13 protein-coding genes and 4 pseudogenes are annotated in these 14,988 nt (G+C 43.5%); 7 read left to right on the forward strand and 10 right to left on the reverse strand.

The features are described from left to right. Positions 1-58 precede the first annotated feature (58 nt). The gene (locus AACT42_RS23440; RefSeq protein WP_202599538.1) at positions 59-508 is read right to left on the reverse strand and encodes an RNA-binding S4 domain-containing protein; all 450 of its coding nucleotides are present in this window, start codon (positions 506-508) and stop codon (positions 59-61) included. Between the two features lie 120 nt (positions 509-628). Continuing rightward, positions 629-1,297 (reverse strand): glutathione S-transferase family protein, encoded by a 669-nt coding sequence (locus tag AACT42_RS23445; protein ID WP_013867809.1) that lies wholly within the window; start codon positions 1,295-1,297, stop codon positions 629-631. A 165-nt stretch (positions 1,298-1,462) separates the two neighbouring features. Here AACT42_RS23445 and AACT42_RS23450 point away from each other — a divergent pair, with 165 nt between their 5' ends. Beyond that, positions 1,463-1,858: a PPC domain-containing DNA-binding protein gene (locus AACT42_RS23450; protein ID WP_094132283.1), complete on the forward strand. Its 396-nt coding sequence runs from the start codon at positions 1,463-1,465 to the stop codon at positions 1,856-1,858. 267 nt (positions 1,859-2,125) lie between these two features. Further along, entirely contained in the window at positions 2,126-3,730 is a 1,605-nt protein-coding gene (locus tag AACT42_RS23455; RefSeq protein ID WP_013867813.1) for an ABC-F family ATPase, read from the forward strand. Between the two features lie 154 nt (positions 3,731-3,884). Here the strand turns inward: AACT42_RS23455 and AACT42_RS23460 are convergent, their stop codons facing one another. From AACT42_RS23460 to AACT42_RS23475, 4 genes are all read right to left on the reverse strand, one after another. After that, the gene (locus AACT42_RS23460; protein WP_017046920.1) at positions 3,885-5,573 is read right to left on the reverse strand and encodes an SgrR family transcriptional regulator; all 1,689 of its coding nucleotides are present in this window, start codon (positions 5,571-5,573) and stop codon (positions 3,885-3,887) included. Positions 5,574-5,652: 79 nt separating this feature from the next. Next, positions 5,653-5,886, reverse strand: a complete 234-nt coding sequence (locus AACT42_RS23465) for a DUF3389 domain-containing protein (protein ID WP_176429083.1) — start codon at positions 5,884-5,886, stop codon at positions 5,653-5,655. Position 5,887: 1 nt separating this feature from the next. After that, entirely contained in the window at positions 5,888-6,340 is a 453-nt protein-coding gene (locus AACT42_RS23470) for a hotdog fold thioesterase (protein WP_010320753.1), read from the reverse strand. Positions 6,341-6,611: 271 nt separating this feature from the next. Then, the gene (locus AACT42_RS23475; protein WP_094132286.1) at positions 6,612-7,694 is read right to left on the reverse strand and encodes a site-2 protease family protein; all 1,083 of its coding nucleotides are present in this window, start codon (positions 7,692-7,694) and stop codon (positions 6,612-6,614) included. 203 nt (positions 7,695-7,897) lie between these two features. On the opposite strand from AACT42_RS23475, the gene AACT42_RS23480 reads away from it, so the two are divergent. Beyond that, a complete protein-coding gene (locus AACT42_RS23480; protein ID WP_026027787.1) occupies positions 7,898-8,464 on the forward strand; it encodes a PhnA domain-containing protein in 567 nt (188 codons plus the stop codon). Positions 8,465-8,625: 161 nt separating this feature from the next. On the opposite strand, the gene AACT42_RS23485 is transcribed toward AACT42_RS23480, so the two are convergent. Then, positions 8,626-8,817 carry a hypothetical protein gene (locus tag AACT42_RS23485; RefSeq protein ID WP_017042819.1) on the reverse strand — a complete coding sequence of 64 codons (192 nt, stop codon included), beginning with the start codon at positions 8,815-8,817 and terminating at the stop codon, positions 8,626-8,628. Between the two features lie 323 nt (positions 8,818-9,140). After that, a complete protein-coding gene (locus AACT42_RS23490) occupies positions 9,141-10,091 on the reverse strand; it encodes a TerC/Alx family metal homeostasis membrane protein (RefSeq protein ID WP_254918692.1) in 951 nt (316 codons plus the stop codon). Between the two features lie 316 nt (positions 10,092-10,407). Between AACT42_RS23490 and AACT42_RS23495 the strand changes: the two are divergent. The 3 pseudogenes from AACT42_RS23495 to AACT42_RS23505 all read left to right on the forward strand — a co-directional run. Beyond that, positions 10,408-10,548 (forward strand): annotated as a pseudogene (locus tag AACT42_RS23495) (IS481 family transposase); the annotation flags it as partial. Positions 10,549-10,641: 93 nt separating this feature from the next. Further along, a pseudogene (locus AACT42_RS23500) lies at positions 10,642-11,903 on the forward strand (IS4 family transposase). Positions 11,904-11,913: 10 nt separating this feature from the next. Next, a pseudogene (locus AACT42_RS23505) lies at positions 11,914-12,291 on the forward strand (IS481 family transposase); the annotation flags it as partial. 21 nt (positions 12,292-12,312) lie between these two features. On the opposite strand, the pseudogene AACT42_RS23510 reads toward AACT42_RS23505, so the two are convergent. Continuing rightward, positions 12,313-12,711 (reverse strand): annotated as a pseudogene (locus AACT42_RS23510) (DDE-type integrase/transposase/recombinase); the annotation flags it as partial. Positions 12,712-12,860: 149 nt separating this feature from the next. Further along, positions 12,861-13,325, reverse strand: a complete 465-nt coding sequence (locus AACT42_RS23515) for a transposase (protein ID WP_217899625.1) — start codon at positions 13,323-13,325, stop codon at positions 12,861-12,863. An 88-nt stretch (positions 13,326-13,413) separates the two neighbouring features. Here AACT42_RS23515 and AACT42_RS23520 point away from each other — a divergent pair, with 88 nt between their 5' ends. After that, positions 13,414-14,370 (forward strand): IS110 family transposase, encoded by a 957-nt coding sequence (locus AACT42_RS23520; protein WP_094132650.1) that lies wholly within the window; start codon positions 13,414-13,416, stop codon positions 14,368-14,370. Positions 14,371-14,988 lie beyond the last annotated feature (618 nt).

The raw sequence follows: 14,988 nt of genomic DNA on the forward strand, positions 1-14,988 counted from the left end.
TAAAAGACGGGAGCCACATCGCTCCCGTCTATTTATCAGATCATTAAAAAACAGAAAATTAGAAAAAGTCTATTGAGTTACGGCCACTTTCAGCATCTTTGCTTTTAGGTGCATCGGAGTTCTCTTTCTTTGTGGTCGTCGGCTTATTTCTAGCCGGCTTGGCTTTTGACGCCTTTTGCTTCGGTTTAGGCGCATTTATTGCTGCCACTACCGACGTCACCTCAGTTTCAGGTGCTTCAATCACTGGTTGGTCACACAATACAACGTAGTACTCTTGGTTAAATTCAAGAAAATCCCCATTGTACATTTTACGTCGTTTTCGAGTTTCAAGTTCTCCATTGACTGCCACGTAACCATCGCTAATCAGGAATTTTGCTTGCCCGCCACCATCCACCAGGTTAGCAATCTTTAACACCTTATAAAGCTCAATAGGTTGCGACGAAACTTCAATACCAATCGCCTCTATTTCAATTTCTTCGTTTTCTAATGTGTCTTTATCGTTAATCATTACGTTTTTCTTATTACGAATTTTCACGCAGTGTAATGCTAAATGCACAAATTAGGAACCACAGTTAAATACTTCAACTGAACTTATATAAGCCCACAGTTTTGTCATACATCACTCAGGTTACCTTGTCACCATTTTCTGAATGCGTTCCGCTCGCTGTTCATCGCTTTCTTGACTTGGTGGTGGCACAGTAAGCCCCTTAATCACTGCAGGGCGTTGCGCGATTTCCGCCAACCAACGTTGTAGGTGCTCAAGCCCGTCAATATTAATGCCACTCCATTCGTAAATTCTCACCCATGGCCATGTTGCGATATCGGCGATGGTGTATTCATCACCCGCAAGATAACGGTGATGCTCTAATTGGCTATCCATGACTTCAAATAGACGTCGCCCTTCTTTTTGGTAACGATCAATGGCAGGTTGTATTTTTTCTGGAAAGTAACGAAAGAAGACATTAGCTTGTCCCATCATCGGCCCTACGCCTCCCATTTGAAACATTAACCATTGGATCACTTGAGAGCGGGCTTTCGGATCTACGGGCAGAAATTTTCCCGTTTTTTCTGCCAAGTAAAGCAAAATTGCCCCAGATTCAAATACTGGAAAATCATCGTTATCTTTATCTACAATTGCGGGAATGCGTCCATTCGGATTGATGGCCGTAAACTCAGGCTCTTTTTGCTGATTGGTTGAAAGATCAAAAGCGTTGACCTTGTATGGCAACCCCATTTCTTCTAATGCTATGGAGATTTTCTGACCATTCGGCGTTGCGGCGGTGTACAGTTCAATCATTCGTCGGTTCCTCGGTGAAATGATGGGCGTTGCTCAACGGATTTAAGCAAATAGCAAAATTGCCACTTTGTGTCTCAACAAGGATATATAAGCAGTAATCTCTTTAGACGTAAACTCTCATGCACGATAAACTAAACACAACCATAATTTTATAACAAATTCTCCATGATAAAAGTGACAGTGTCTCGCTTAATAAAAGGCCACGACTTAAAGCAATCTATTGCCGAGTTGATAAAGCAAGAGAACATACAAGCAGGTAACATCGCTTCTTGTGTCGGGTGCCTATCTGAAATGCGCATCCGCCTCGCTGATGGATCTTCAGAGCTACACCTTGTTGATGCATTTGAAATTGTCTCTTTGATTGGCACGCTAACCGCATCTCATCAACACTTGCACATTGCGGTTGCAGATAAAACAGGCAAAGTGATCGGTGGTCATCTTTTGGATGGTTGTCTTGTCAATACTACCGCAGAGCTGATTTTACATTCCTACCCTGACTTAGTGTTTGAGCGAGAATTTGATAATCAAACGGGCTACAGTGAGCTGGTGGCACCTTGTTAAAATCCCTTTAATGATAAAAGTGAATGCGCATATACTAGCCTGCATTCTGTAAAATGTGGTGAAGCGTGTTTTTTATTCACCCATTTCTCCCCAATAACGATAGGCAATTCGACGTTGAGCAATTTCCGTCTGTGAGCTATCTCTCACATCTGTTCTTTTTGTAATAACTCTGTATAATTCGCCGCCTATTTAACCATTGTTTATGTTCTGCTGATTTGGCGTCTGCACATCACTGATTCGCTAAACTCAATACCTAGGAAAACTCTCTTGATCTCTACCGCAAATATCACCATGCAATTTGGCGCTGAGCCTTTATTTGAAAACATTTCTGCAAAATTCGGTAACGGCAATCGCTACGGTTTGATTGGCGCTAACGGCTGTGGTAAATCGACGTTCATGAAGATCTTGAGTGGCGCGTTAACTCCCAGCTCAGGCAACGTCTCCATTACACCAGGGCTAAAATTGGGTGTGCTGAGCCAAGATCAGTTTGCCTTCGAACAATATACGGTAATTGATGCCGTGATTATGGGTGACCGCAAACTATGGGAGATCAAGCAAGAGCGTGACCGCATTTATTCATTAGCCGAGATGAGCGAAGCCGACGGCATGAAAGTCGCCGAGCTTGAGAGCGAATACGCTGAAATGGATGGTTACACCGCCGAAAGTCGCGCGGGTGATATTTTGTTAAAAGCGGGTATTGAGGAATCGTTTCATTTTGGCTTGATGCAACAAGTGGCTCCAGGTTGGAAACTGCGCGTTTTGTTGGCGCAAGCCTTGTTTGCCAACCCAGATATTTTGCTGCTCGATGAGCCAACCAACAACTTAGACATCCACACCATTGGTTGGTTGGCTGAAGAACTTAATCAGCGTAAATGCACCATGATTATTATTTCCCATGACCGTCACTTTTTGAACTCAGTGTGTACCCATATGGCTGATATTGATTACGGTGAACTGCGTATTTATCCGGGTAATTATGAGTATTTTCTTGAAGCGTCAAGCTTGATTCGAGAGCAGTTACTCTCTGGCAACGCGAAAAAAGCGGCCGAGATCAACGAACTGCAAGACTTCGTTAACCGCTTTGGTGCCAATGCTTCAAAAGCAAAACAGGCTAGCTCACGCGCAAAAAAAATGGACAAGATCAAGCTTGATGAAGTGAAATCCTCAAGCCGCATCAGTCCTTCGATTGATTTTGGTGAAGGTAAGAAACTGCATCGCCTTGCACTTGAACTACAAAATCTCGGCCACGCTTTTGACGATGAACAGCTCTTCAACGGTGGCAATCTGCTGCTTGAGGCGGGCTCGCGTTTGGCGGTAATTGGTGAAAACGGCGTCGGTAAAACGACCTTTCTACGCTGCTTAGTCAAAGAGCTGCAGGCCAACCAAGGTGTGGTGAAATGGTCTGAGAATGCCTCAATTGGCTATTGCCCTCAAGACAGTACTGTCGATTTTGATAACGATCTGACTATCTTTGATTGGATCTCGCAGTGGCGCACAGTAAAACATGATGATTTGATGGTGCGTGCCATTCTTGGCCGACTACTCTTTACAGCCGATGATGTGAATAAGAAAGCAAGAAACTGCTCGGGTGGTGAGAAGAACCGTCTGCTATTTGGCAAACTAATGATGCAAGATATCAACGTGCTGATCATGGACGAGCCAACCAACCACATGGATATGGAAGCGATTGAGGCGCTCAATAACGCGCTAAAGTCCTACACGGGGACACTGATTTTTGTTAGCCACGATCGCGAGTTTGTCTCTTCGCTGGCCACTTCGATCATTGATGTGAAAAACAAACAGTTGGTCTACTTCCAAGGAACGTACGATGAATACTTGGCTCATCAGCAAAAATTGTTAGCTGCGGCGTAATCAAATCAACGTCATAGCTCCTGATACTTGTTGCCGCCAGAAATGACGGCAACAACGGATAATTTAGATTCTACTGTTTAGTCTTAGCTTATTTTATCGGCCAGTGACAAGCCGCCGACTTAACTTCAAGTCGTTTGGGTATCACTGTAATTTGTTATAACTCTGGTTTAACCCAAACATTGCTAAAATCAAACCAGCCTAACGCGTTGCATTTCGCGTTTTGTAATGCACCACATTGATCTTTGCTTATCCCTAACCAACAGTGGAACATCGGGATAACTTGCTGTTTTTCTATCAAAGACTTGCCAATCTCTTTGGCCGGAAATATGGCATTTGGATCGGCGCGCCATTCATCCACTAACTGGCACCAATACGAAAAATCTTCAGCGCGGCTTAAATGCTCGATATCACTGTAATCAAGTAACCATCCTGCTAGCGCATCTTCTCTATGGTTGGCAATTCCCATCGGTTTGACCCAAACATCGACAGCATCGGTGTCTTCAACAGTCAAATCATATTTAACAAGCTCCACCGAAATCCCATCTTCTTTTAACAGCTGTTGTATTGTTTTCACTAAGCTTGGAAACATAGGATGTTGAGCATGATATGCAATGGTGATCGAACGCTCACCCGGCGGTGTAGCGGCAACATCTCCCGATGACTGATGATACCAGCCCGGTTTCAAGCCATAAGCAGGTAACACCCCCAACTCGACCACTTTGTCTTCTGGTAATTGACGAAATAGGTTGAGAGTACTGAGCTTATTGGTAAGGTAGCGAGCCCAATTTACATCTGCGGCGACGCCATTTTTTCGATTGAGTAACAAGTAAGTACAGCCGGGATCAAGATCCACGTCTTCTGTAAATGAACCTCGCTTTGTTTTTATCGGATGCGATAAGCTAGGAAAAACCATCGAAGAATGTACTTCGTCAATCACCCACACTTCGACCCGGTCTAACAAAGGCCTAAATCCAAAATATCCATCAAACGCTTGCAAAACTAAGCGTTTTTCATCATTTAAAATGACTTTGTAAGGGCCAGTACCAATCGGCATTAAATCAAAATTATCACTACGATTGGACTCTGGTAGTAAAATCTTGGCACATGACTCAGATAAAAGAAGCGGTAAGCGACTATCCGCTTTTTGTAAAAAGATATCGATAACCCAGTTGGAGGGCGAGCTGATCCTATCAAGATGGGAGAATAAGTTCAGAAATCGCAATTCCCACAAACTTTGGATAACACCGTCGGTGGTAAGCAAATCACCATTGTGGAAACGAACCCCTGGGCGAAGATAAAAACGCCAATGTGTTGCTGTCACCGATTCCCATGTATGTGCGAGATCTGGCTGCAGCTGTTCATACTCATCTAGCCGCGTTAATCCACTAAAAATTTGCATTACGATATGTTGCTCAGATCGACGCATGGATTTTAGCGGGTTTAGCATTGAAAGCGGGCGATAATAAGGCAACCGTATGACTTGCAGACCTTCTTGATGCTGAACACCAAGATAGCTTTGGATCACTTGCGTCAGTTTCGCCGCATCTTGATCCAGTACCGAAAATGCATGGCCAATTTTACCTTCATCTAAGTATCGACGCGCAAGGTTTTCACTGACATCACTGCGACTACGTTTAAAAATGAGATCGGATAATTTTCCACGCCCCGCAGCAGGACGCCATTCTATCCAGCCTTCATCCTCCATTTTATTTAGAACAATACGCGCATTACGGCGTGTGCAGAAAAGGATCTCGGTGATCTCTTCTAGCTGGACACCAACATCTTGGCCGTTAAAGTGCTCAAATAAAGATTCAAATTGAACGCGAAGTCGTGGGCTACTCATAAAGAGGAAATCTCAGTTTATAAAATACAGAGATAGTTTCCTCATTTTATATTGGTTATGCAATAGCCTTAATCACTGTTTAAAGAATATTACAGCCGAGTTGTTGAGAAAGTTGCTTAATTTGCTCTTCGTTGTCCAACTTAATCGACCATTTACTTTCTGAGCAATTTACAGAGATGACATTCGCCCCTCTCCCAATGAGCTGAACAGCATCGGCTTGGGCTTGTAGCGTGATGGCGAGATCACCCAATACTCGTACCACTAATTCATGGGGTGTTACGATGATTTTTCCACCTGAAAATTCAATCACCATTTTATAAATCAACCTTGATAGCTTGAGAACGGTTACGAATTTTTTGTACTGCGACCGTCAAACGGCTAGTGCACACCAAACGTTCGCGCTCATCAGTGATATTGATTTGCCATACTTGCGTTGAAATACCAAGATGGATAGGTGTCGCTGTTCCTATAACCATCCCCTCTCGCATGGCGCGAACATGATTAGCATTAATGTCTAACCCTACACAATAGTGTTCTTGATCCACACTGAAGTTCGCGGCAACTGAACCTAGGGTTTCCGCAAGTACCACCGAGGCGCCACCATGCAGCATACCAAGCGGCTGATGGGTAAAGTGACAAACAGGCATGGTCGCAGACAAAGAGTGATCAGTATAATCGGTATAAATAATATTGAGATGCTCTATCAAGGTGTTTTTGGAGGTGGCGTTTAATGTTATTAAATCGATTGGCTTCTTCCAAATATCCATGCTTTTTTGTCTCATTCATCGTAAAAGAGATTCATTCTATACTTAAAAGGTAACAACTTGCAGCGAGTAATCAGTCAGTTCCAGCGATTGAGATCCTGCCAACTAAACATTTTCGAGACAGATCCGATCGCTCATAAATATTAACTGCAGTGTTGTCATTAGCCGTTTATCGGTGCTAAGAAGCCTCTTCATACAAAGATGTCATTTAAGCGCTTAAAGATGAGCACAAAAAGTGCTCTGATACATGGCTTACAGGTGCCAACGTACCGACTCAAGTACCTAAAATGCGTAATGGCAGTTGTAGCAGCTCATCCCCTGTCGTTGCAAAACCCCAAATAATAGCGATAAGCGCAGCCACTAAACTGACATACCAAAGTGAAGCTACAATTTGTCCATATCGATTCAGAGGTAGCAAATGACTTTGATGACGCTGCTTCCATTCCATTACAATTTCAATGCTGCCCATAATCAATAAAAAGCCGACCAGGGTTAATCCAAGCCAATAGCTCAAAATGACACCAGCGATCGCCGCAAGAGCACACAACGCAATCCCCAAAGTGCTGTTCATAGAAAAGCTGATGCTTTTTAACACGTGACCACCATCAAGCGGCAATATAGGCAATAGATTGAAGAGATTGAGAAAGGCATTAAAAACAGCAAGGCCGGCAAAAAATATCTCTCCTGTGATCCAGTACACGACAACCAGCACAACCGAGAGCAGCAAACCAAAAAATGGCCCCATAATTGAGATCACTACATCTTGCCAACGTGTATTGATTTTTTCATCACTTAATGCCAAGCCACCAAGAAATGGAATGAGATAAATGCCTTTAGTCTTCATACCAAAATACTTCATCGCTTTGATATGGCCAAATTCATGGAACACCAAACAGGCAATAAGCGCCATAGCAAACTGGAAGGAAAATAACCACGAATAGGCTGCGATACTTGCTGACGCCAGAACAACTTTAATCAGCTTGGCACTTTTCAGTGCTTTCATACCAAGTGAGACTAGACCAATAAGGCTAAAACGTCGCTCCGGCTTTGGCGGGCTATAAGGTGTTTGTTTTTCAATGTCTTTTTCTGAACGCTCGCCCTGCGTGACAATGTCACCATTAACTAATGCTTGATAACGAAGTTTAAAAGGTTGCCAACTCAGCTCGACATTTAGTTCACACTGGATCGGCGTTTCACCACTTAACAACTGAAATCTATGGGTCGTTGTCGCCTCGATATTCCCTGTCGCATCGCATTGCGCGACCAGTTGATTATCCCAATAGAGTTGCTGCCAGCCTGACATTGAACCTTCGAGACGAAGTGATTTTTCTAAAAATGGAGCGGAAAGGAGTTCCACAGTGATACCTACATACAAACATAAAAACGGCATTCATTATGCCTTTGGGCAATAACAGCGTAAAGCACGATGCCCATTTACTTACTATTGACGATGACTTAGTTCAATTCCCTCACGAATACCAAGCTTTTTGCCATCTCCCCTTTTAATTCCAGTCGTAACGTGGATAATACGCGCTTACATATTTTTACAAGGTGGGTACTATGTCTACTGAAGCAACTTTACTTGAACGCAGCCAATCAAAATGTGAGCTTTGTTCATCAGAATCTCCATTAGCTCCATTTGTGGTAGCGCCACACACTATGGTTACTGTTGACCATGCCGTTATGTTGTGTGATGTCTGCAAAGGCCAAATTGAGAACCCAGAAACAGTAGATGTGAACCATTGGCGTTGTTTGAACGACAGCATGTGGAGCCAAGAACAACCCGTTCAAGTACTGGCGTGGCGTCAACTTAAGCGCCTTGCGGCCACTGAGGGTTGGGCTCAAGACCTACTTGATATGATGTATCTTGAAGAAGAAGCTGCAAAATGGGCTGAAATTGGTATGGATGATGATGCAGAAAAGCCTCGTGATGTGAATGGCGTAGAACTGAAAAAAGGCGACGACGTAACCATCATTAAAGATCTCCCTATCAAAGGCTCAAGCCAAGTCATTAAACAGGGTACTGTGGTTCGCGGTATCAGTTTAAGCGACGATCCTAAGTTGATCTCTGGCAAAGCCAATGGCCAATCGATGTATATCATTGCTGAATACTGTCGCAAAAAATAATATTCATTGACAAAAAAAACAAAGGCGCAACTTGGTTTGCGCCTTTGTTTTTTTTGGAGACAGTTGTTTTGATGATCAGCGAAGCTAGTGGTTAACACAAATTTGAAATACAAAAAAGCCGACGCTTTAAGCAGTCGGCTTTTATATCTCTACACATTGAATTAACGGTATAAACCGATATCTTTCTGCATGTGACCAGACAAATTATTCGCGTAGTAGCTGCGAGGTTCGCTGTGGTCGACAAACAGAATATCAACTAAATGTGCAATCAATCCTTTGAAGTTAACCGCGTAGGTTTTTTTATCCATAGAGGTAGGTGCTGTAATCGTACCCATATTCATTGCTTGTGCCATGATAGCCTCTCTGTTAATTCGGTAACTTACTTTGTTGAAATGAATTCTAGGTGATATTTTTTTGGTTAAAAAATGACAAATTTTCCACATTCAAATTAGTTATTCTAATGAAACAACCCCATAACAATGCATACTTTTATTATCCACGATAATCGACTACTTATTCACATTAGGCTTTATTTGGTGAATTTAAATCGCAATGAAAAGCAAAAACACCGATTATTTACAAAATTTTCACATTAATGTTTTTATCGTCGGTTAGATAAAGGATAAATAAAGGAGAGAGGTAAGTATTGTCAAACACTTACCTCTGTTTACTTATATTATGACTTATGAGTAGCAGGTAATGGACTTCTCTGCTTATAGACAGAAGCCAACACCGCAATAATCATAGTGACTAACAGTACGCCCAGTGAGACTGGTGTCGGAATTTCCCACGCAGAACCGACTAGCATCATCTTAATACCAATGAAGATCATGATGAAGGAAAGCGCTGGTTTTAGGTAAATAAACTTATCCATCATCCCTTGCAACACAAAGTACAAAGATCGCAAACCAAGTAACGCAAACACGTTCGCTGCTAACACTAAAAAGGGTTCGCGGGTCACGGCAAAAATAGCCGGTATTGAATCTAATGCGAACATGACATCCATAAAAGCAATCACGCCAATCACAATCATCATTGGAGTCACAAACCATTGCTTATTGCGGCTCACAACCAAAGCATTCCCTTCGTAATGATCCGTCACATTGAACCAACGTCGAATCAGTTTCTCCGGCATTGGGTTTAGCTGTTCATCGCCTTTCTCACGCGCAAGTTGAATACCGGTCCACATAAGAAATAATGCAAACACATAAAGTAACCAATGATATTGTTCAAGCAGCTGCGCACCAATCACAATCATCACCGCTCGTAAACACAAAGCGCCGATCACTCCCCACAATAGAGCCCGCGGGCGTAAATGCTCTGGGACTGCGTATTGATGAAAAATAATCGCAAAGACGAATAAGTTATCAACACTTAACGATTTTTCTAACAAGTAACCAGTAATAAACGAGATCGTCGCCTTTTCGGCACTGTATGAACTGGTTGGTGCGTAACTATCCCAAAATAAATAGATACTCGCGGCGAATGCAAACGCCAGCATAAACCAAATCACGCTCCAAACGGCAGCTTTAGTGATCGTGACTTTACCGCCACGGGTTTGCCAAATATCGATAACAACAAGAAATAGAGTCAGAATTGCAAAGCTGAGATAGGTTGTTGGGGTCATATATCCTCCAAAGGCGGAAGGATAGGATGGGATTAACCGATCGAAACCTTCCGCAAACAAAAACCGCTGTTCATAATGAACAGAGCTGAATGCGTTGGTCTCGTCGAAATAAGCATTCCGTTTTTAACAGAAGGCTATTTATACTTACCGGATAAGCATGCGCTTAACGAGCTGACGATAAGTAAACAAAGGCGACTACTCCCCAATCAGCGCGGATTTTATGCCTATTGGATACAAAGGTCCATAGCCGTGATCAAAAAAAGGAGCCATTTATGCGTGTGATTCCTAGATATCCTTTCAACTATACTAGATGTCTATGGACAGAGAAATCCAACAAAGATTACAGTGGGTAAAAATGTATGAGGGATGTGGTATTTCTAGACCAACATTACGTAAATGGATGAATCGGTATAAGCAGTGTGGAATCACAGGTCAGGGAAGCCAGAGCAAACGCCCTAATGCCGATCAGTTAAGACTTTAATCGGCAGATCAGTTGAATGATCCTACCTTTATGTAAAAATCCGATAGACCCTGTTTATCGGATTTTTTTATGCACGTTTCTCAAGCCCTCGATATCATCAGCAGTTATAAACCCAATCAAGTTGAAACACTCGCAGACCTCTTGCCCATTGAGCTCATCAATAGTGCTTATGAGCTTACTGATACCGTTACTCTAAGAAAACGAAAGCTCACTTTAGAGTAGATGGCATGGTTACTGGTTGGCATGGCTATCTATAACGATAAATCCATGGCTGACATTGTAAACATGCTCGATATTGTTGACCGCACAGGTAAGCCATTTGTTGCTCCAAGTGCATTAACACAGCGAAGAAAAAATCTTGGTGAATCAGCGGCTAAAGCGCTCTTTGAGTGTACGCAAAGTCATTGGTTCAAACAGGCTAACTTACCAAACTGGAACGGACTTACGTTACTGGGTGTTGATGGGGTTTTATGGCGAACAGAAGACTCGAAAGACAATGCTGAAGCGTTTGCTAAGCCCACTAATCGGGATGGTAAAGAAACACAGTACCCACAGGTGCGCATGGTCTGTCAGATGGAGCTGAGCAGTCATTTAATCACAGGCAGTGCTTTTGACTGTTATACCGTCAATGAAATGAAGCTGGCAGAGCAGCTTATCGAAACGACCCCCGATAACAGCTTAACGCTCTTCGACAAAGGCTTTTACTCCCTAGGTTTACTTCAAGCATGGCGTTCGCACGGCATCAATCGCCATTGGCTTATCCCGATGAAAAAAGGGCTGATTTATGAAGTCGTTCAGTCTTTTGGCCGACAAGATAAACTGATAAAACTGAAGAATAATCCGCAAGCGCGTAAGAAATGGCCAGAGCTAGAAGAAGAGGTTGTGGTACGTTTAATCACGAGAGTCAAAGAGGGTAAGCAATACGATGTTCTCACCTCAATGGTTGACCCTATGCTTTATCCCAAATCAGATATAGTCGGTTTATATGAATACCGTTGGGAAATTGAACTGGGGTACCGAGAGCAAAAACAATACATGCTTGGTAACCGCCTTACACTGCGAAGCCGACTCCCAGAGCTCGTGAGACAAGAGTTCTGGGGAATACTACTGACATACAACTTAGCTTCAATGGAGCGTTAGCCCACATCATGCGTTTAATAGTGGGGCTTCCCTACTCGTCACCGGGAGCCATACCAAGGCAACTCCAAAACTTCTACGCAATGAGTGGGAGCTTAATACTTGAGCCAAGACGAGACAGAGCCCTCCCTAGAGTCGTGAAGAAAAAGCCAAGCCGATACCCTAGAAAATACAATACCGCTCACCTTAAGTGAACGGTATTAGAGCAAACGCCCTCATTCTTCTCCAGATGCCAAGATCACTGATAAACTAAGAGTATTGATCCTTGAGATGCGTGAGAAACGCAATTTAGGGGCGAGGCGTTTACAAACAGAGTTAATCCGACTTCACCAAGTACACCTAAGCACAACGACACTCCATAAAGTTTTGTCCGAAGCATCAGTCAAACCCATCGTAACTTACCGACGCCAAAAAGATTTCCAAAGATACGAGCGCCCAATCCCTAGTGATAGAGTCCAGATGGACACCTGTAAAATAGCACCTGGAGTCTACCAGTACACAGCTATCGATGACTGCTCTTGCTATCGGGTTCTGAGGTGCTACTCTCGGCGCACAGCAGCAAATACAGTCGACTTTATTGAATGGCACGCCTCCATGCTTACGCATGAAGTCTTGATATTTATATGCTCTGTATTGTACACCACGGTCCGAGTAGATAATGACGCCCTTAGGCGGCTTACGTGACTTAAACGTCATTTTTAGCGCATTGGTGATGAGCTCGATGGTCATCGTTATCCCTAGCGACCAACCCACAATGCGTCTTGAAGGCAAGTCCATCACTGTCGCCAAGAAGAGCCAACGGCTCTTCACCCAGATGTACGTGATGTCAGTGACCCACTTCTGATTCGGAGTCTCAGACTCAAAGTCTCTACGCAGTAAATTGTCCGCAACATTCGTCATCGCAGCCACATAATTCACGCAGAAGGCATAGCCTGCTTCGTTTAGCTCTTCTGCTATCCGCACTGAACCGTAACGTGCCCGGTATTGGGCATAGGTACACATGGTTAGCTGTTCAAAGCGCTAACGCCGCTTTGAACGCTCACTCGGCGTATGATGACACCACTTATAGTAACCACTTCGACTCACTTCTAACGTACGGCACATTAAGCTAATCGAGTACTCACTGGTATAACTATCAATGAACTCGTACTTCACTCTTGCTGCTTCGCGAAGTACGCCGAGACCTTTTTTAGGAATTCCATTTCATCTTTGAGTCGCTTATTCTCGCGCCTGAGCGCTCGAAGCTCTTCGGACTCTTTCTTTGAGTAATCAACACCGTCTAAGGTGTTAAACTGTTTATCAGATAGGCGTGTGAATTGGCGCTTCCAGTTCCGGATCTGCTGGGCACTGATACCCAACTCCTTAGCAACGGAAACTGCATAACGCCCGCTTAAGGGGCAAGCCAACGCTACTACCAACTTTCCGCATAATAACGTAACCACAAAAACCAACACACAGTAAAAATGCCATGCGTTGGCTGTCCCTCTTGAAGCGTTTGTATGGATAATAACTAACGCAATCGGGTAAGGTGAGACCCAGACTTTAGCTGCAACTAAAGTTCTTCTATCTGGCAGTTCGATTGAACGATGGCTCCTCAATTGAGAGACCGATAACAAGTACAAACGCCTGATAGAACTCCAAGCACCACACTCGAATAGTCTTCTGGGTCTCGAGCCCGCATTTGCAAGCAAGAGTTAGCTTATTATGAATACAAACACACTTCAAAACATTAATGTCGGCGTTGATACGGGTAAGTCACAATTAGATATCTATATCCGCCCACTCGACATGTACTTCACCGTCCCAAACACCGAAAAAGGCATCAGCGATGCCATAAAAACCATTAAGAAACACAAACCTCAACGTGTCGTTATCGAAGCAACGGGTCGATTAAAAATGCCCTTTATACTCGCCTGTGATAAAGCAAAATTACCTTATGTTATTGCCAATCCACTGCGCATTAAACGATTTGCCGGTGCTATTGGCCAACGAGCTAAGAACGACCGTTTAGATGCGGCTCTCATCGCACATTATGCCGAACGGGTTCAGCCCGAACTGACTAAGATAAAAAGCGAAAACATACGCCTTATGAGTGACTTAGTCACTAGGTGCAACCAACTACTCACCATGCAAACCATGAAAAAAAACCGACTACAAATATTACCAAAGAATATCTCATCGACTATCACCCCCATTCTTACCGCTCTGAAAAATCAGATTGAAAAAGTAGAAGCAAAGATAGCGAAACTGATTGATAGCTGTCCTGAGTATCAAGCCAAAAATACTCTTCTCCAAAGCATGCCGGGCGTTGGCAAAGTCCTTGCGGCCTCCTTAATTAGTAATGTGCCCGAGTTGGGCTATATCACGAACAAACAAGCTTCTTCTCTCATTGGCGTCGCACCAATAACAAGAGAAAGTGGCCGCTTTAAAGGCAAGCGGATGATACAAGGGGGACGGGCTCAAGTTAGGACCGTTATGTATATGGCGATGATGTCGGCTATCCAATGCAATCCTGTTTTTAAGGCAGCATATGAACGATTACTTGCGGCAGGAAAACCGAAAAAAGTAGCCATTGTTGCTTGTATGAGAAAGATGGTGGTGATCTTAAATTCGATGCTAAGAGACGGTGTGATGTGGGATAAAGATAGCGTCAAAAATTAACTATTGACGCCATAGTCTCTTGTTATATGCAAACGTTTTAGCCTAAGATTCTATACCAAGCTCCACTTTGAAACCATGATTTTATGTGCTTTGATGCACTTACGTCAGGCTTAGACTTACAGCGACTTGCCACTGAAACCACTTGGAATTTTCAACGCCGCAGAAAGCGGACTGACAACACCAAAAAGTGCTTTTGGAACGGCAATTTCACAATGAGATCTTTCAACAAACTCACTGAAACCACGTGAACTCACCACACCAGAGAAAACGCCCTCTCAGCAAGCAAATCCGATTTTAGAAAGGCAAATTCAAAGCGCTGAATTCCAACAGCCGATGTTGCCTAAATTGACCAGGAATTATCAGCATCAAAGAATAAAGCCATCTACGAATGGCAACCCGAGAGTGAGCCACGAACCAAAGAAAACTAGGATTGAACCCGGAAAATCTCGACTCCCAAAGATCCAAACACCAAGGTTGTTAACCTGAATTTGTAGTCTTTCTTCTTCTGGCATATAACGCCCACCTAAGGGGCTGACAACGCATTCCACTAAACTCAAACACAACAACCTTAACTACTTCGGCTCATTGGGACTGGAAACGCCACACGTTGACAGTCCC

Origin of the sequence: Vibrio sp. V15_P4S5T153, assembly GCF_963874485.1 — a bacterium.
Classification (GTDB): domain Bacteria; phylum Pseudomonadota; class Gammaproteobacteria; order Enterobacterales; family Vibrionaceae; genus Vibrio; species Vibrio anguillarum.

Bases quoted from the DNA above. Each gene is read 5' to 3' on its own strand.
- AACT42_RS23440 (WP_202599538.1), bottom strand. From the start codon at position 508: ATGATTAACGATAAAGACACATTAGAAAACGAAGAAATTGAAATAGAG.
- AACT42_RS23445 (WP_013867809.1), bottom strand. From the start codon at position 1,297: ATGATTGAACTGTACACCGCCGCAACGCCGAATGGTCAGAAAATCTCC.
- AACT42_RS23470 (WP_010320753.1), bottom strand. From the start codon at position 6,340: ATGGATATTTGGAAGAAGCCAATCGATTTAATAACATTAAACGCCACC.
- AACT42_RS23450 (WP_094132283.1), top strand. From the start codon at position 1,463: ATGATAAAAGTGACAGTGTCTCGCTTAATAAAAGGCCACGACTTAAAG.
- AACT42_RS23480 (WP_026027787.1), top strand. From the start codon at position 7,898: ATGTCTACTGAAGCAACTTTACTTGAACGCAGCCAATCAAAATGTGAG.
- AACT42_RS23490 (WP_254918692.1), bottom strand. From the start codon at position 10,091: ATGACCCCAACAACCTATCTCAGCTTTGCAATTCTGACTCTATTTCTT.
- AACT42_RS23460 (WP_017046920.1), bottom strand. From the start codon at position 5,573: ATGAGTAGCCCACGACTTCGCGTTCAATTTGAATCTTTATTTGAGCAC.
- AACT42_RS23520 (WP_094132650.1), top strand. From the start codon at position 13,414: ATGAATACAAACACACTTCAAAACATTAATGTCGGCGTTGATACGGGT.
- AACT42_RS23485 (WP_017042819.1), bottom strand. From the start codon at position 8,817: ATGGCACAAGCAATGAATATGGGTACGATTACAGCACCTACCTCTATG.
- AACT42_RS23465 (WP_176429083.1), bottom strand. From the start codon at position 5,886: ATGGTGATTGAATTTTCAGGTGGAAAAATCATCGTAACACCCCATGAA.